Origin of the sequence: Fertoeibacter niger, assembly GCF_009380135.2 — a bacterium.
Taxonomy (GTDB): Bacteria; Pseudomonadota; Alphaproteobacteria; order Rhodobacterales; family Rhodobacteraceae; genus Fertoeibacter; species Fertoeibacter niger.
Genome location: NZ_WHUT02000007.1, coordinates 198,656 through 215,793, shown reverse-complemented (window position 1 = coordinate 215,793; position 17,138 = coordinate 198,656). Strand labels below are relative to the sequence as shown.

Genomic DNA, 17,138 nt, shown 5'->3' with positions numbered 1-17,138 from the left:
TGCGACGATATAGCGCCATTGCCGGGGAAGGGAAACCTCAGCCGGGCAAAGACAGCAGTTCCCCGCGCGTCAGGGCAAAGCCGGAGCCGATCCACGCGGCCTCCATTGCCCGCAACCGCGCGCCCAGCGCAGGGCCGCCGAGGCCGGGCAGGTCGGCGGCCCTGACCGGAAATCGGCTGGCCGCCCCATGGGCAGCGTCCGCTTCCCAGCCCGGTGGCGGCAGGAGTTCCAGCAAGGCGGCGCGGGTCAGGATGATGTCAGCCGCCAGCGCCGTGCCGTGGCGGTAGCCCAATTCGCCAGCCCCTTGCATGCCTTCGATACCGGCGCGGATCAGCGCCTGTTCGGTGGCCTCGACCCGTGACAGGCGCAATTGCGCTGTGGCATCTGCACCGCCCAGCACGGCCAGACGGCGCGGCCAGCGCGGGGGCATGCCGCCCTCCAGATGCACCAGAACCGGCAGGGCGCGGGCATCGGCGCCCGGCAACACGCGGGCCAGCACACCGGCCTGCGCCATGGCGGCCACCGCAGGCGCGGGGTCGCGCGCGGCCAGCAGCTTGCGCATCTCGGACCCCACACGTTCGCGCGACAGCGTGTCTATCCCGGCGGCATGCGCGGCGCAGGCGGCCAGCCCCTCGGCATCCAGCCCTGCGGCCACATCGCCATAAACCGCATGAAACCGGAAGAACCGAAGGATGCGCAGATAATCCTCGGTGATGCGGGCATCAGGGTCGCCGACAAACCGCACCCGCCGCGCCAAAAGGTCGGGCAGGCCACCCAGCGGGTCGATCACCGCACCCTCCGCCGTGGCGTAAAGCGCGTTCATCGTGAAATCGCGTCGCGCCGCATCCTCGGCCACATCGCTGGCAAAGGCCACCACGGCATGCCGCCCATCGGTCGCCACATCGCGGCGAAAGGTTGTCACCTCATGCGCCACCCCGCCTGCGATCACCGTCACCGTGCCATGGTCCAGCCCGGTGGGCACCGCGCGGAAACCGGCCGTTTCTGCCAGAACAGTCACCGCCTCGGGCCGCGCATCGGTCGCAATGTCAATGTCGCCCACCGCCTCGCCCAGCAGCGCGTTGCGCACGCAGCCGCCCACGAACAGCGCCTGATGCCCTGCCCCGGTCAATGCGGCACAGACCGCTTGCGTGGCAGGGTTGGTCAGCCATTCGCCCGTCACCCTCAAGATGCCAGCCTGTCGGCCAACCCGCGCAGCATGCGCGCGGTGGCCCCCCAGATGTAATAGGGGCCGTAGGGCACGGCATAATAGCGCCGCCACTGGCCACGCCACAGCCGGCGTTCAACCTTGTAATGGTCCGGGTTCAGCACATGGGCCAGCGGCACGCTGAACACCTCATCCACCTCGCCCGCCTCGGCCACGGGGTGAAAATCGCCCGCCACATGGGCCAGAACCGGCGTCACCAGATAGCCGGTGACGGTTTCATGCACCGGCAGCAGGCCCAATACCTGCACCGCCGCCTCGGGCAGGCCAATTTCCTCGCGGGCCTCGCGCAGGGCCGCCGCCTCGGGCCCCGCATCGCCCGCGTCGATCTTGCCCCCGGCAAAGGCGATCTGCCCCGGGTGATGCTTCAGCCGCGACGACCGTTTCGTCAGGATCACCTGCGCGCCCTGCGGCCTGTCCCACACGGCAACCAGCACAGCAGCCGGGCGCAGCACGCGGCCCGGTGGCAGCACGATGCCGGGGTTAAGATCAAAATCCGATGATGCGCCGGTTTCGGCTGTCAGCGCCCGGCGCAGATCGTCAGGCCGCATCTCCCGCTACCCCTGCACCCAGCGTCGCCGGATCAAATTCGTAATGTGCGCCACAGAACTGGCAATCGGCGGTCAGCACACCATCGTCGTTGATCATCTCGGCGATGTCATCAGCGGAATAGATCGACAGGGTTTCGCGCACCCTGTCGGGCGCGCAGGAACAGCCGAAACGCACGGGCTGGGCATCATAGACGCGGGGTTCCTCCTCATGGAACAGGCGCACCAGCAGGTCGGTGGGCTGCACGGTTGGGCCGATCAGCTCCAGCTCCTCCACCGTATCCAGCAGCATGTTGGCGCGGGTCCAGTTCTCGCCGGCCTCGCCGTCCAGAATATCGGCATGCTGCAACAGCCCGCCCTCTCCCGTGCCGCCCGCATCGGCCACAAAGGGCGAGGCTTTGGGCATGTGCTGCAACATCACTCCGCCCGCGCGCCATGCCTCGCCCGCGCCCGGCATCTGCGAGCGGCCAAAGGTCAGCGCGAATCGGGTGGGCAATTGTTCGGACTGGGCAAAATATGTCTCGGCGCAGGCCGACAGCGACCCCCCCGCCAAGGGCGTGATGCCCTGATAGGGCACCGTGCCCTCGCCCTGGTCGATCAGGATGGCAAAATACCCCTCGCCGATCTGGTCGAACGCCGGCCCTGCGGTCAGCGCATCCGCCTCATAGCCCGCATAGGCGCGGATGCGCGCGGGGGCCCCGTCATCCGTGGGGCCATAATAATCGGTGGCGATGAGGCGCACCGCACCGCTGCCCCTGATCTGCAACGACAGTTTCCAGCGCAGCTTTATCGTCTGGCCGATCAGCGCGGTGATCAGCGCCGCCTCGGCCACCAGCGCCTCGATCTGCGGCGGATAGTCATGTTTCGACAGCACCTGATCCAGCACACCGTCCAGCCGCGCCACGCGGCCGCGGATGTCGCAACGGTCAAGCTGAAAGGGCAGGACGGTATCGTCCCAGGCGATTTGAGATCCGAGTGTCATGGGGTTTCCTTGAGGCGCAAGCCTTGGCATACCGCGCCTATATAGGCACGGCAACCGATGCACCAAGGGCAACAGCATGATCAGACGCTTTGGCGACGCCCCAGACCCCGCCCGCCGTTACATCCGCCGCCCCGGTGTCTATGCGATCCTGCTGCGCGAGGGGCAGATACTTGTCACACATCAGGCCGATCCCGTGCCGGAAATCCAACTTCCGGGCGGCGGCATTGACAAGGGCGAACACCCGATCCCCGCCCTGCACCGCGAGGTGATCGAGGAAACCGGCTGGCGCATTGCGGTGCAGCGGCGGCTCTGGGCGTTCCGGCGGTTCACCTACATGCCGGAATATGACCTGTGGGCGGAAAAGCTGTGCACCGTCTACCTTGCCCGCCCGGTGCAGCGGCTGGGGCCACCGACAGAGCCGGGCCATACCGCCATGTGGCTGCCTGCGGCCAGTGCGATCGCCGCATTGGGCAACCCCGGCGATCGCGCGATGCTGACGCGGCTGCTGGGTGGCGCGCCGTGACCGGCTTTCAGCCGCTGTAGTGGAACAGCACGCCCGACACGTCATCGGGAAAGTCGGCCCCGCCGGAATGGCTGTTCAGGTTCCACATCAGCGCCTCCAGCAGATCATCGCTGCCAAGGGCGGCATTGGCGGCCAGAATATGCGCGAGGCCCTGCTGCCCCAGTTCGGTGCCAGCCGGGTCGGGGCATTCCGTCACGCCATCCGACAGCAGCAACAGCCGGTCGCCGGCGGCAAGCCGGGCATCGGTCCGGGCATAGCTTGCCCCGTCGATCAGCCCGATCGGCAGCCCACCCTGGCCCAGAAACTCCACCTCTCCGGATGCGCGCAGCAGCGCCGGATGCGGGTGGCCCGCCTGCACCAGCGCGACATGACCCGTTGCAAGATCAACCTCGGCATAGGCAAGGGTAAAATACTGATCCACCTGAATATCCTGCAACATCAGGCGGTTCAGCCGCTCGGCTACCGCCTCGGGGGGCCAGGCGCCACCCTTTGCGCCCGCAATCAGCGCGATGTTCTGATCGGGCGATGCCCCCGAAAGCAGCCCCGCCAGCCGCGCCGTCATCATCGCCGCCGCCACGCCATGCCCGGCCACATCCACCGAATAAAGCGCAATCCGACCCGGGCTGATGTCGAAACTGCCCACCAGATCCCCCCCCACATGGCCCGAAGGGCGCAGCAGCAACGTCGCCGTGCCGCGCCCGAAATTGCGGCGGCGTTCGCGCATCAGCGTCTGTTGCAACTTGCGCGCCTCGATCAGGTCGCGGTCAAGCGAGTCATACAGCTTTTGCAACTCGGCCAGAGTCGCCCCGACCAGCCGGTTTTTCTGCACCAGCTCTGCCTGCATGCCCAAAATCCGCTCGCCCGCCCGCAGCCGCGCGTGCAGTTCATGCGCGCTGACGGGTTTCGTCAGGAAATCATCGGCCCCGCCATCCAGCCCGTCGGCCACCTCGGCCTTGTCGGATTTGGAGGTGAGCAGGATGAAATAGCCATAGCCCTCGCGCGGCAAGGCGCGGAAAAGCTGGCAGAACTCCAGCCCCGACAGGCCCGGCATCACCCAGTCTGACAGGATGATGTCAAATGCTGTCGCCCGGCACAGATCCAGCGCCTCTTCCGCCGATGCGGCCTCGGTCACGCGGTAGCCCCGGCGCAGCAGCGACAGGCACAGAATGCGCCGCTGCGCCCGGCTGTCATCCACGATCAGCACATGACGGGCCACCGCCGGTTGCGGCGGGGCGGGCAGCGGCATGGGTATTCGTGCTGACAAAGGCCACCTCGCAGAGCGTTTCCGCCGGTATCGCGCCGTGGCCTTAACGCCGGGTGAAGGCTAAAATGCTTTGTTTCTACAACCTGCGGTATTACAGCTTGTTAATGCCACTGGCGCAACTTGGGTCACGTGCGCAGGCAGCAGGGAGGGTGTGATGATTGACTGGGTGCGCGTGGCAGAACTGCGGTCTGAAATCGGGGCGGAAAGTTTCACCGAGGTGGCCGAGCTTTTTCTGCAAGAGGCGGATGAGGCCATCGCACGGCTGGCAGGCACTCCAGCCCCCGAATCAATTGAGGGTTCGCTGCATTTTCTGAAAGGCAGCGCGCTGAACCTGGGTTTCAGCGATCTGGCCGCATTGTGCCAGGACGGCGAACGCATGGCCGCCGCCGGTGCGCCGCAGGATGTCGAACTGGCCCGGGTGCGGCAAAGCTATGCCCAGTCGAAGGAAGAATTTCTGCGCGGCATGTCGCGACTGTCAGCCGCCTGATGCGGGATCAGATCAGAAACTCGGCCAAGGCTTCATCGCCGGTAATATCGCGGTAGCTGAACCCTGCCTCGTCCATCGTCGCGAAAAGGCGCTGGAAATTCTCGGCCTTGCGCGTCTCTATCCCGATCAGCACGGAACCGAAGTTGCGTGCCGATTTCTTCAGATACTCAAACCGGGCGATGTCATCATCCGGCCCCAGCATCATCAGGAATTCGCGAAGCGCGCCGGGGCGTTGCGGCATCCGCAGGATGAAATATTTCTTCACGCCCGAATAGCGTTGCGCGCGTTCCTTCACCTCTGGCAGGCGCTCGAAATCGAAATTCCCACCCGATGTCACACACACCACCGTCTTGCCCGCGATCTGCCCGGCCAGTTCCGGCAGAACATCGACCGACAGCGCACCCGCGGGTTCCAGCACGATGCCTTCGATGTTCAGCATTTCCAGCATGGTTACACAGATGCGGTCCTCGGGTGCCAGCAACACCTGTTCGGGGCGCACCCAATCCAGCATCGCAAAGGTCTTGTCCCCCAGCCGCGCCACCGCCGCGCCGTCAACAAAACTGTTCACCTTTGCCAGCCGCGTTGGCGCACCCGCCTCGATTGCCGCCAGCAGGCTGGCCCCGCCCGAAGGCTCCACAAAGCGGTAGTCGGTGGCCGGGGCCATGGCGCGCAGATAGCCGGTCACACCCGACGACAGCCCACCGCCCCCCACGGGCAGAATCACCAGATCAGGCGCGGTCCCTAACTGATCCAGCATTTCCACGGCCACCGAGGCCTGCCCTTCGATTACATCGGCATCATCGAACGGCGACAGGAAATGCGCGCCACGGTCGCGGCACAGCGCCTGCGCGGCCGCCAGCGTCTGATCGAAATAGTCGCCGGTCAGCACGATCTCGACCCCCTCGCCGCCAAAGGCCCGGGTCTTGTCGATCTTTTGCTGCGGCGTCGTCACCGGCATGAAGATGATGCCCCGCACCCCGAAATGCCGGCAGGCAAAGGCCACCCCCTGCGCATGGTTGCCCGCGCTGGCGCAGACAAACTGCATCTGCGCCGGCTGGTTCGCCCGCACCTTGCGCATCGCGTTGAACGCGCCGCGCAGTTTGTAGCTGCGCACAGGCGTCAGATCTTCGCGCTTCAGCCAGATATCGGCCCCATAGCGCGCCGACAGATGGTCGTTGCGCTGCAAAGGCGTCTCGGGGAACAGGTCGCGCAGGGCGAGTGTGGCCGCACGGGCGGCATCGGTGAACTGGGTCATCGGGCGGAAATGGCGCAAGGCGCGGGTTTTGGCAAGGAAACATGGGCCAAAAGCAACGGAATTGTATCGGTGACGGGGCTGTTCTTGCCCTTCATGCCGTTTGCCAGTAATCGCGGACCAAACCGCGAGGGAGCAGTGCCATGTCGAAACCGAAGAAAGTCGTCCTCGCCTATTCCGGCGGGCTTGATACCTCGATCATCCTGAAATGGCTGCAGACCGAATATGGCTGCGAGGTTGTCACCTTCACCGCCGATCTGGGGCAGGGTGAGGAGCTGGAACCCGCGCGGGCCAAGGCGGTGACGCTGGGCATCGCGCCGGAAAACATCCACATCGTCGATGTGCGCGAGGAATTCGTGCGCGACTTCGTGTTCCCGATGTTCCGGGCCAACGCCTTGTATGAAGGGCTTTATCTGCTGGGCACATCCATCGCCCGGCCGCTGATTTCCAAGCATCTGGTGCGGATCGCCGAGGAAACCGGGGCCGATGCCGTGGCGCATGGTGCGACCGGCAAAGGCAACGATCAGGTGCGGTTCGAGCTTTCCGCCTATGCGCTGAACCCGGCCATCAAGGTGATCGCGCCGTGGCGCGAATGGGATCTGACAAGCCGCACCAAGCTGATCGAATTTGCCGAGGCCAACCAGATTCCGATCTCCAAGGACAAGCGCGGCGAGGCGCCGTTTTCGGTGGATGCCAACCTGCTGCACACGTCATCCGAGGGCAAGGCGCTGGAGAACCCGGGCGACGAGGCCCCGGATTATGTGTATCAGCGCACCGTTGCGCCGGAAGATGCGCCTGATACTGCGGAAATGCTGGAAATCACCTTCGAGGCAGGCGATGCCGTGGCGATCAACGGCGAGGCGATGAGCCCGGCCACCATCCTGACCCGCCTGAACGAAATCGGCGGGCGGCATGGCGTGGGGCGGCTGGATCTGGTGGAAAACCGGTTCGTGGGCATGAAATCGCGCGGCATCTATGAAACCCCCGGCGGCACGATCTTGCTGGAGGCGCATCGCGGGATTGAACAGATCACCCTGGATGCGGGCGCGGGCCATCTGAAAGACAGCATCATGCCGCGTTACGCAGAACTGATCTACAACGGGTTCTGGTATTCGCCCGAACGCGAGATGTTGCAGGCGCTGATCGACAAATCACAAGAACATGTGTCGGGCACGGTGCGGGTGAAGCTTTACAAAGGATCTGTGCGCACGGTGGCGCGTTGGTCTGACCATTCGCTTTATTCCGAAAAGCATGTGACGTTCGAGGAAGATGCGGGTGCCTATGACCAGAAGGATGCGGCAGGTTTCATCCGCCTGAATGCGCTGCGGCTGAAACTGATCGCCACGCGGAACGCGCGGGTGGCGAAAAAGGGCTAACATCGGGGGGCCGTGCGGCATAGCTGTGCGGCCCTTTTTCTGACGCAAAGGCGCGATTGCATGGCGCTGAACCACTCGATTCTGCCACCATCACGCAAGGAATGCCGCCATGACGCTGGAAAGCATCGCGGAAAAGATCAATGCCAATCTGGGCGGTCAGGCCTTTGAAGGCTCGTTGAAATTCGACTGTGCGCCGGACGGAGTGATCGTTCTGGCTGATGGCGCGGCCAGCCTGGATGACCGCGAGACAGACTGCACCTTGCGGATTTCGCAGGACAATCTGGTGAAACTGCTGACGGGAAAGCTGAACCCGATGACGGGCATGCTGACCGGCAAGCTGAAGATTTCGGGCGACCCGGCGGTGGCGATGAAGCTGGCGAAACTGCTGGGTTAGGGGCGCAGGCGGTAGGCGGCCAGCCTTTCGTAAAAGGGCAGCGCCTGATCTGACAGGCGCTGATAGTCTGCCGACAGCACTGGGAACGGCCCTTCCGCCGCCTCAAAACCTGTGGAACGATGCACCGCGCCATACCAATGCGGGGCCCAGACACCGTCGGCGGCGTGGCCACCGGCAGGCCAGTGCAGCATGTTTTCCGTCCATGAAATGCCCAGCGCAGCGCAAAGCCCGGCCAGCGCGCGCGCCGGATCGGCGCGGATTTCGGCGCTGTCGATGACTAGCGGCGCATGGCCAAGCCATTGGCAAACCTCGTCAAACAGATCTGCCTGTTGCACAAAGCCGATGTCGGCCAGCGTGGGGCCTTCGCGCTTTTTGGCATAGGAGGCGACGACGCGGGCGGGGTGGCGGATGAGGAACACGTTTGTGAGGCTGCGCATGAAGGCCCGGTCAAACTGGGGGATCATGTGCACCGTCATGTGCTTCTGGTAGAAAAGCGGCTGATCCGTCGGGGCCGCGCAGGCAAGGGCGACCGAGGCGGGGTCGGGGTCATGTGCCGCGATGATTTCGGCCCGCATCGGGTGGTCGATGCCGGTGGCGGCGAGGTAGGCGGCGTAGAACGGCTCGTCCCAGACGGTGCAATCGCCCCGGGCGGCGAAGGCATACATCAGGGCGGTGGACAGGTTCCGGGGGCCGGACCACATGGCGATTTTCATGATGCACATTGCGTATGATTTCGATGCACAGGTGATGCAGACGGCGGGTGCGTCATGCCGCCACCAGTTTCTTGTAAAGATCACGCAGGTGCTGCGTCATCGGCCCCATGTCACCCGTGCCGATCTGCCGCCCGTCAATCACGCCCACCGGAGTTTGCGCACCGAAGGTGCCTGTCAGAAACGCCTCGTCCGCACTGTAGGTATCGACGAGAGAGAAGTTCCGCTCATACACCGGGATGCCGTTGGCGCGGCACAGCGCGATGACCTTGGCGCGGGTGATGCCGTTCATGCAATAGTCGCCGGTGCTGGTCCAGACCGCGCCTTTTTTCACGATGAAGAAGTTGCAGGCGTTGGTGGTGTTCACGAAACCATGCAAGTCCAGCATCAGCGCCTCATCCGCGCCAGCCTTTTCGGCGGCGATGCAGGCGAGGATGCAGTTCAGCTTGGAATGGCTGTTCAGCTTGGGATCCTGGGTCATCGGCAGGCCGCGCAGGTGGGGCACGGTGGCCAGACGGATCGGGCGGGGGAGTTTGGGTCTGGAATGTTCCATGATGATCGCCACGGTGGGGCCTTGCCGCGCCAGTTTCGGGTGCTGGAAGGGGCGTGATTTCACGCCGCGCGTCACCATCAGCCGGGCATGGGCATCGGTGGTCATGCCATTGGCGGCCTGGGTATCCAGCACCGCCTGAATGACCTGATCGGGCGTCATGGCGATATCGAGGTCAATCGCCTTGGCCGCCTCGAACAGCCGTTCGATATGTTCATCGATGAAGGCCCAGCGGCCATCATAAAGCCGGATACCCTCCCACACGCCATCGCCCAGCATGAAGCCCGCGTCATAGACGCTGACCACGGCCTGCGCCTTTGGCAGGATGCGGCCGTTGACATAGATCCGGATCGCCTCGTTGCGGGTGTCTTCTTCGGCCTGATGGGTGGATATGTGGTCGGTCATCGCATGCTCCGCTTTCGGGGCAGGCTAGACGGGGCGGCGGGCCGCGCCAAGGGGGGCCGATCACTGGTGCGTGAGATCACGGGGCGGTGAGTGGACGGCGGGGCGGGGTGCGCCCATCGTTCCGCCAACAGGAGGATTTGGCATGATGAAATTTGCGGTGATGGCGGCGGTGATGGCCTTTGGCGGGGCGGCACAGGCGGCGACGGAAAAGGCGCTGCTGGCGGGGGGCTGTTTCTGGTGCATCGAGGCGGATTTTGAAAAGGTGCCGGGGGTGCTGGATGTGGTATCGGGCTATACCGGCGGGACCACGGAAAACCCGACCTACAAACAGGTGACGCGCGGCGGCACCGGGCATTACGAGGCCGTCGAGGTGACGTTCGACAACAGCAAGATCAGCTATGCGCAGATCCTTGATCTGTTCTTCCGGTCTGTCGATCCGACCGATGCGGGCGGGCAGTTCTGTGACCGGGGCGACAGTTACCGCACGGCGATTTTCGCCACACCCGCCCAGACGGCAGCAGCGGAAAAGGCCAAGGCAGCGGCGCAGGCGGCTTTGGGCCAGACCATCGTGACGCCGGTGGAGCCTGCGGGCAAGTTCTGGCTGGCCGAAGATTACCATCAGGATTACGCCAAGGGCAGCAATATCATCATCACCCGGGCCGGGCCGAAATCGCAGGCCAATGCCTATAAATTCTACCGCGAATCCTGTGGGCGGGATCAGCGGGTAAAGCAGTTGTGGGGCAGCGCCGCAGCCTTTGCCAGCTAGCGGGCGGCCAGAAAGGCATCAACCTCGGCCGCAGTCGGCATGGCCTGGGCGGCCCCTGCGCGGGTGACCTGAATGGCCGACGCGGCGGCGGCGCGGCGCATGGCCTGATCGGGGGCAAGACCCGCGTCCAGTGCGGCGGCCAGCGTGCCGATGAAGCAATCGCCCGCGCCGGTGGTATCCAGCGGGGTGACGCGGAAGGCGGGCATGGTCAGCGTGGTGGCACCCGGGGTCAGCCATTCGGCACCGTCGGCGCCCTTGGTCACGATCATCGGCACGTCGGGCAGCGCGCCAAGGCCTGCGCGCAGTTGGGCGGCCTCGCCCTCGTTCATCACCAGCAGGCTGGTATGGGGCAGCACCGCCCGCACGGCGGCCAGATCAAAGGGGGCGGCGGAATAGATGACGCGCAGGCCACGGGCGGCGGCCAGTTGCGCGGCCCCGGCCTGCATCGAGGTTTCGTTTTGCAGCAGCAGCGTGTCGCGCGGCCCTGCGGTGCCGAGGGCTGTGGCCACGGTGGCCTCTGTCAGGCTGCGGTTGGCGCCGGGGTAAAGCACGATGGAGTTTTCGGCCCCGGCATCGACATTGATGATGGCATGACCGGTAGGCTCTGCCCCCTCGGCCACATGGGTCACATCCACGCCGTAACCTGCCATGGCCTCGCGCGCCCAGCGCCCTTCATTGCCCACCGCGCCGATATGCAGGATGCGAGCGCCTGCGCGGGCGGCGGCGACCGACTGGTTCGCGCCCTTGCCGCCAAGGCCCATGGTGTAGGATGCGGCCTCCAGCGTTTCGCCGGGCGCGGGCAGGTGGGGCACGCGGTAGACATGGTCGATGTTGATGGAGCCGAGGTTGTAGAGGGTCATTGCATGTCTCCGTTGCGTCGGGTGGGTGCCTTTGTCATCCCGGCCCGATCCTTGCGGATCGGGCGTTCGGCGGAAAATGGTCCCCCGGACCGTTTTCTTGTCCGCCTCACCCCACCTTGCAGGCCGTCATCACGGCCATGTTCAGGATGTCATTCACCGTGGCATTGGTGGAACAGATCTGGATCGGCTTTTTCACCCCGGTCAGGATCGGGCCGATAACCGTGGCCCCGGCCATTTCCTGCATCAGTTTGACCGAGATCGAGGCCGAGTGCCGGGCGGGCACCACAAGGATATTGGCGGGGCCGGTCAGGCGGCAGAACGGGTAATGCGCCATGGCTGCCGGGTTCAGCGCCACATCCACCGTCATTTCGCCCTCATACTCGAAGTCGACCTTGCGGGCGTCCAGCACCTTGGGGGCCTGATGCATCTTTGTCGCGCGTTCCGACACCGGATAGCCGAAGGTGGAAAAGCTGACGAAAGCCACGCGCGGCTCCAGCCCCAGATTGCGGGCCACTGCGGCGGCCTTTGTGGCAATGGTGGCCAGATCTTCGGAATCGGGCCATTCATGCACCAGTGTATCGGCGATCAGCACGATTCGGCCCTTGTGCAAAAGCGCCGTCACACCCACGGCCCCATCCGTCGCGCGGGCATCGAACACATGGTTGATCAGTTGCAGCACATGCGCCGACTTGCGGGTGGCACCGGTGATCAGCCCGTCACCATGGCCATGTTGCAGCATCAGCGCGCCGAACACGTGGCGGTCACGCGCGGCCAGACGGTGAACGTCGATCCGGTCAAAACCATCGCGTTGCAGGCGGGTGTAGAGAAATTCCTTATACGTCTCCAGATGGCGGGAGTTGGCGGCATTCACCACCTCCAGCTCGCGGAAGGCATCGGCCAAGCCCGCGGTTTCCAGCTTTTCGCGCACATCGGATTCGCGGCCCACGACCAGCGCCTTGCCTAGACCGGCGCGCTGCCAGGCCACGGCGGCGCGCAACACGCGGGGATCGTCACCCTCGGCAAAGATCATGCGGGCCTGCGCCTGTTTGGCGCGGGCATGGATGCCTTGCAGGATGGATGCCGTCGGGTCCATCCGCGATTTCAGCGCCTGCACATAGCCGGGCATGTCGATGATCGGGCGGCGGGCCACGCCGGTATCCATGCCCGCCTTGGCCACAGCGGGCGGGATGATGTAGATCAGCCGCGGGTCAAACGGCGTGGGGATGATGTAATCGCGCCCGAAGCTGAGCTTGCGGCCATAGGCCATTGCCACCTCATCCGGCACATCCTCGCGCGCAAGGGCGGCCAGAGCCTTGGCGCAGGCGATCTTCATCTCGTCGTTGATGGCGCGGGCATGGATATCCAGCGCACCACGGAACAGATAGGGAAAGCCCAGAACGTTGTTCACCTGATTGGGGTAATCGCTGCGCCCGGTGGCCACGATGGCATCGGGGCGCACGGCATGCGCCTCTTCAGGGGTGATTTCGGGGTCGGGGTTGGCCATGGCAAAGATGACAGGGTTTTCCGCCATGTTCGAGACCATTTCGGGCGTGACCGCGCCCTTGGCCGACACGCCCAGAAACACATCGGCCCCCCGCATCGCCTCGTCCAGCGTGCGCAGGGGGGTGTTGGCGGCATGGGCCGATTTCCACTGGTTCATGCCCTCGGTGCGGCCCTGATAGATCACGCCCTTCGTGTCGCACATGATGCAATTGTCATGTTTCGCACCCATGGATTTCAGCAGTTCCAGACAGGCAATGCCCGCCGCCCCCGCGCCGTTCAGCACGATACGCACATCGCCGATCTTCTTGCCGCTGAGTTCCAGCGCGTTGATCAGCCCGGCCGCACAGATCACCGCCGTGCCGTGCTGGTCATCGTGGAACACCGGGATGTCCATGATTTCCTTCAGCCGCTGTTCGATGATGAAACATTCGGGGGCCTTGATATCCTCAAGGTTGATGCCGCCGAAGGTGGGGCCCATCAGCGACACGGCCTTGATGATCTCTTCCGCGTCTTCGGTATCAAGCTCTATGTCGATGGCGTTCACGTCGGCAAAGCGTTTGAAGAGCACGGCCTTGCCCTCCATCACCGGCTTGGAGGCCAGCGCCCCCAGATTGCCCATGCCCAGAATGGCCGTGCCGTTGGAAATCACGGCCACCATGTTGCCCTTGACGGTATAGTCATAGGCGGTTTCCGGGTTGTCGGCGATGGCCTGCACCGGCACGGCGACGCCGGGGGAATAGGCAAGGCTCAGGTCGCGCTGGGTGGCCATGGGGGTGGTGGCCACGACCTCATACTTCCCCGGTTTCGGTTCCAGATGATAGGCCAACGCCTCTTCCGGGGTGATCTTGGTCTTGGTCATGGCAGGCTCCCTCCCAGCGGTTCGTTGTCATACCGCCCTGCCGGGCTTGCCACAACGGATTTGCGCCCCGGGCATTTGCCGCTTTTCCCCCCGGATGCGGTTTTGTAGGGTCGCCCGATCAGTCAGGAGACACAGGTGAGCGACGAAACCGTCACGCCGATGATGGCGCAATATCTGGAGATCAAGGCGCAGAACCAGGGCGCCATCCTGTTCTACCGGATGGGCGATTTCTATGAGATGTTCTTTGACGATGCCCGGCTGGCCGCCGAAGCGCTGGATATTGCGCTGACCAAACGCGGCACCCATCTGGGCGAGCCGATTGCCATGTGCGGCGTGCCGGTGCATGCCGCCGAAGGCTATCTGCTGGCGCTGATCCGCAAGGGGTTTCGCGTGGCCATCGCCGAGCAGATGGAAGACCCGGCCGAGGCGAAAAAGCGCGGGTCGAAATCGGTGGTGCAGCGGGCGGTGGTGCGGCTGGTGACACCCGGCACGCTGACCGAGGATTCGCTGCTGGAGGCGCGGCGGCACAATTATCTGGCCGCCTTTGCCGAGGTGCGGGACGAAGGCGCGCTGGCCTGGTGCGACATTTCCACCGGCGAGTTGCGGGTGATGCCCTGCCCCGTGGTGCGCCTGCCCCCCGAACTGGCGCGTCTGGCCCCGCGTGAGGTGCTGCTGGCCGAAGGATCGGGCCTTGCCGCGCTGGTGGAGGAGGCGGGGGCCGCGCTGACCACACTGGCGCGGGCCAGCTTCGACAGCACGGGCGCAGAAAAGCGGCTGTGCGCGCTGTTCCATCTGGCCACGCTCGAAGGGCTGGGCACTTTTACCCGGGCCGAGGTGGCGGCCATGGGGGCGCTGATTGACTATCTGGACCTGACGCAGCGCGGCAAACTGCCCCTGCTGCGCCCCCCGGTGCGGGAAGCGGTTGGCGGGGCGATGCAGATCGACGCCGCAACCCGCCGCAATCTGGAGATCACGCAAGGGCTGTCAGGCGGACGCGAGGGGTCTTTGCTGGCGGCGGTGGACCGCACGGTGACAGCCCCCGGCGCGCGTCTGCTGGAACGGCGGCTGTCCAGCCCGTCCTGCGACCTTGCGCTGATCCGGGCACGGCTGGAGGCGCTGCGGTTTGTGCTGGAACAGGGCAGCCTGCGCACCGACCTGCGCGAGGCGCTGCGCCGGGTGCCCGACATGGACCGCGCGCTGTCACGCCTTGCGCTTGACAGGGCAGGGCCGCGCGACATGGCGGCGATCCGCACGGGGCTGACGCAGGCGGGGGCCATCGCGGCCCTGATGCCCGGTGATGCCCCGCCGGTGCTGGCGGATGCAGGGGCCGCCCTGACCGGCCATGACGCGCTGACCGGGCTTCTGGACCGCGCGCTGGTGGCCGAACCCCCGCTGCTGGCGCGCGACGGCGGCTTCATCGCCCCGGGATTCGATGCAGAACTGGATGAGACACGCCGCCTGCGCGACGAGGGCCGCGCGGTGATTGCCGGCATGCAGGCCGATTTCATCACCCAGACCGGTATCCAAAGCCTGAAGATCAAGCACAACAACGTGCTGGGCTATTTCATTGAAACCACCGCCACCCATGCCGAACGCATGAAGGCCCCGCCACTGTCGGAAACCTTCATCCATCGCCAGACCACCGCCGGGCAGGTGCGCTTCACCACCCTGCGGCTTTCGGAACTGGAAACCCGCATCCTCAACGCGGGCAATCACGCGCTGGAAATCGAAAAGCGCCATTTCGTGGCGCTGCGGCGGGCGGTGCTGGATCAGGCGGGGCCGGTGGGGGCCGCGGCGCGGGGGTTGGCCGAGATTGATCTTTGCGCGGCACTGGCCGATCTGGCGGCATCCGAGGATTGGGCCGAACCCCGCATCGACCTCAGCCGCGCGTTTCATGTGACGGGCGGGCGGCATCCGGTGGTGGAACGCGCGCTGCGCCGCACCGGCACGCCCTTTGTCGCCAATGACTGCGCGCTGACCGGGGCCGACACACCCGCAATCTGGCTGCTGACCGGGCCGAACATGGCGGGCAAATCCACCTTCCTGCGGCAGAACGCGCTGATCGCCCTGCTGGCACAGGCCGGGTCATATGTGCCCGCGACCTCGGCCCATATCGGCCTGGTCAGCCAGCTGTTCAGCCGGGTGGGGGCCTCGGATGATCTGGCGCGCGGGCGTTCCACCTTCATGGTGGAAATGGTGGAAACGGCGGCGATCCTCAATCAGGCCGACGACCGGGCATTGGTGATCCTTGATGAAATCGGGCGCGGCACGGCCACTTATGACGGGCTTTCCATCGCCTGGGCCACGCTGGAACATCTGCATGACGTGAACCGCTGCCGGGCGCTGTTCGCCACACATTACCACGAGATGACCGCGCTGGCGGGCAAGCTGCCCGGGGTGGAAAACGCCACCGTCACCGTCAGGGAGTGGGACGGCGAGGTGATCTTCCTGCATGAGGTGAAAAAAGGCGCGGCTGACCGCAGCTATGGCGTGCAGGTGGCGCGGCTGGCGGGCCTGCCCGCTGCGGTGATCGAGCGTGCCAAGACGGTGCTGGAGGCACTGGAATCAGGCGAGCGCCAGGGCGGCGCACGGCAAAAGGCGCTGATCGACGATCTGCCCCTGTTCCGCGCCGCGCCGCCGCCCGCGCCCAGACCCGTGATCCGCGAATCAGCGGTGGAAGAGCGGCTCAAACACGTGCTGCCCGATGACCTGACACCGATCGAGGCGCTGAAACTGGTCTACGAGCTCAAGGGCCTGAGCGGGGCCTGAGCCAGGCCTGAACCACTTTCTTTCTTCATTTTCTGCCCGGAAATATCCTCGGGGGTGGGGTCCGGGGCGGGGGCAGACAGCCCCCGCCCCGGCGTGTTCAACCCAAACTCAGCCTTGCGTATTCGACGACACACCCACCTGCGCGGGGCGCAGCAGGCGGTCGTGCAAAAGGAACCCCTCGGTCATCACCTGGATGATCTGGCCCGCCTTGGTGCCAGCCACCGGGGCCTCGAACATCGCCTGATGCTGCTGCGGATCAAAGGTGTCGCCGATCTGCGGCGCGATGGTGGTCACGCCGTGCTTGGTCAGCACATTGCGCAATTCGCGCAGCGTCAGTTCCACCCCCTCGAACATGGCCGAGGCTTGGGCGCGCTGCTCGTCCGTCGCCACGGCCAGGGCACGGGTCAGGTTGTCATAGACCGGCAGCATGTCGCGGGCGAGTTTCGATCCGCCATATTGTTCGGCCTCGCGCCGGTCACGTTCGGCCCGTTTGCGGCTGTTTTCCGCATCGGCCAGCGTGCGCATGAAACGGTCGCGCAATTCGTCGCGCTCGGCGCGCAGGGCGGCCAGTTCGTCGTCCGCGATGAAATCCTCGATCTCTTCGATCCCGAGATCCCCCGGTGTTGCCTGATCCTGGGCCATGTCGTCTTTCCTTCGTTTCGTCATCC

The 17,138-nt window shown here is 65.2% G+C and carries 16 protein-coding genes; 6 read left to right on the top strand and 10 right to left on the bottom strand.

Annotated elements, in window-relative coordinates; translation table 11 throughout:
* Positions 1–37 precede the first annotated feature (37 nt).
* The 3 genes from GEU84_RS13325 to hslO are packed head-to-tail and all read right to left on the bottom strand — an operon-like array spanning position 38 to position 2,752.
* The gene (locus tag GEU84_RS13325; RefSeq protein ID WP_152826839.1) at positions 38–1,186 is read right to left on the bottom strand and encodes a CCA tRNA nucleotidyltransferase; all 1,149 of its coding nucleotides are present in this window, start codon (positions 1,184–1,186) and stop codon (positions 38–40) included.
* Positions 1,183–1,773, bottom strand: a complete 591-nt coding sequence (locus tag GEU84_RS13320; RefSeq protein WP_152826837.1) for a CoA pyrophosphatase — start codon at positions 1,771–1,773, stop codon at positions 1,183–1,185. Before GEU84_RS13320 ends, GEU84_RS13325 begins: the two co-directional genes overlap by 4 nt.
* Positions 1,763–2,752: an Hsp33 family molecular chaperone HslO gene (gene hslO / locus GEU84_RS13315; protein ID WP_152826835.1), complete on the bottom strand. Its 990-nt coding sequence runs from the start codon at positions 2,750–2,752 to the stop codon at positions 1,763–1,765. The genes GEU84_RS13320 and hslO overlap by 11 nt, the downstream gene beginning before the upstream one ends.
* Positions 2,753–2,828: 76 nt before the next feature.
* On the opposite strand from hslO, the gene GEU84_RS13310 reads away from it, so the two are divergent.
* Positions 2,829–3,275, top strand: a complete 447-nt coding sequence (locus tag GEU84_RS13310) for an NUDIX hydrolase (RefSeq protein ID WP_152826833.1) — start codon at positions 2,829–2,831, stop codon at positions 3,273–3,275.
* A gap of 7 nt (positions 3,276–3,282) precedes the next feature.
* Here GEU84_RS13310 and GEU84_RS13305 read toward each other — a convergent pair whose 3' ends face one another.
* Positions 3,283–4,521, bottom strand: coding sequence for a PP2C family protein-serine/threonine phosphatase (locus tag GEU84_RS13305; RefSeq protein WP_152826831.1), 1,239 nt, complete (start codon positions 4,519–4,521; stop codon positions 3,283–3,285).
* A 172-nt stretch (positions 4,522–4,693) separates the two neighbouring features.
* On the opposite strand from GEU84_RS13305, the gene GEU84_RS13300 reads away from it, so the two are divergent.
* Positions 4,694–5,026, top strand: coding sequence for an Hpt domain-containing protein (locus tag GEU84_RS13300; RefSeq protein ID WP_152826829.1), 333 nt, complete (start codon positions 4,694–4,696; stop codon positions 5,024–5,026).
* 7 nt (positions 5,027–5,033) lie between these two features.
* Here GEU84_RS13300 and ilvA read toward each other — a convergent pair whose 3' ends face one another.
* Positions 5,034–6,281: a threonine ammonia-lyase IlvA gene (gene ilvA / locus GEU84_RS13295; protein WP_152826827.1), complete on the bottom strand. Its 1,248-nt coding sequence runs from the start codon at positions 6,279–6,281 to the stop codon at positions 5,034–5,036.
* A gap of 140 nt (positions 6,282–6,421) precedes the next feature.
* Between ilvA and GEU84_RS13290 the strand changes: the two genes are divergently transcribed.
* The gene (locus GEU84_RS13290; protein ID WP_152826825.1) at positions 6,422–7,654 is read left to right on the top strand and encodes an argininosuccinate synthase; all 1,233 of its coding nucleotides are present in this window, start codon (positions 6,422–6,424) and stop codon (positions 7,652–7,654) included.
* Between the two features lie 109 nt (positions 7,655–7,763).
* A complete protein-coding gene (locus GEU84_RS13285; RefSeq protein WP_152826824.1) occupies positions 7,764–8,048 on the top strand; it encodes an SCP2 sterol-binding domain-containing protein in 285 nt (94 codons plus the stop codon).
* Here the strand turns inward: GEU84_RS13285 and GEU84_RS13280 are convergent.
* The gene (locus GEU84_RS13280; RefSeq protein ID WP_152826822.1) at positions 8,045–8,761 is read right to left on the bottom strand and encodes a sulfotransferase-like domain-containing protein; all 717 of its coding nucleotides are present in this window, start codon (positions 8,759–8,761) and stop codon (positions 8,045–8,047) included. The two genes, GEU84_RS13285 and GEU84_RS13280, sit on opposite strands and share 4 nt — an antisense overlap.
* A gap of 52 nt (positions 8,762–8,813) precedes the next feature.
* On the bottom strand, positions 8,814–9,713 hold the full coding sequence (locus tag GEU84_RS13275; protein WP_152826820.1) for a D-amino acid aminotransferase: 900 nt from the start codon (positions 9,711–9,713) through the stop codon (positions 8,814–8,816).
* Positions 9,714–9,855: 142 nt separating this feature from the next.
* On the opposite strand from GEU84_RS13275, the gene msrA reads away from it, so the two are divergent.
* Positions 9,856–10,479, top strand: a complete 624-nt coding sequence (msrA, locus tag GEU84_RS13270; RefSeq protein WP_152826819.1) for a peptide-methionine (S)-S-oxide reductase MsrA — start codon at positions 9,856–9,858, stop codon at positions 10,477–10,479.
* Here msrA and GEU84_RS13265 read toward each other — a convergent pair.
* Positions 10,476–11,339, bottom strand: a complete 864-nt coding sequence (locus tag GEU84_RS13265; protein ID WP_152826817.1) for a ribokinase — start codon at positions 11,337–11,339, stop codon at positions 10,476–10,478. The genes msrA and GEU84_RS13265 overlap by 4 nt on opposite strands.
* A 106-nt stretch (positions 11,340–11,445) precedes the next feature.
* Positions 11,446–13,701 carry an NADP-dependent malic enzyme gene (locus GEU84_RS13260; protein ID WP_152826815.1) on the bottom strand — a complete coding sequence of 752 codons (2,256 nt, stop codon included), beginning with the start codon at positions 13,699–13,701 and terminating at the stop codon, positions 11,446–11,448.
* 135 nt (positions 13,702–13,836) lie between these two features.
* On the opposite strand from GEU84_RS13260, the gene mutS reads away from it, so the two are divergent.
* Complete coding sequence (gene mutS / locus GEU84_RS13255) at positions 13,837–16,470, top strand: DNA mismatch repair protein MutS (RefSeq protein WP_174539858.1); 2,634 nt, start codon at positions 13,837–13,839, stop codon at positions 16,468–16,470.
* A 108-nt stretch (positions 16,471–16,578) separates the two neighbouring features.
* Here mutS and GEU84_RS13250 read toward each other — a convergent pair whose 3' ends face one another.
* On the bottom strand, positions 16,579–17,136 hold the full coding sequence (locus tag GEU84_RS13250; protein ID WP_174539857.1) for a nucleotide exchange factor GrpE: 558 nt from the start codon (positions 17,134–17,136) through the stop codon (positions 16,579–16,581).
* Positions 17,137–17,138 lie beyond the last annotated feature (2 nt).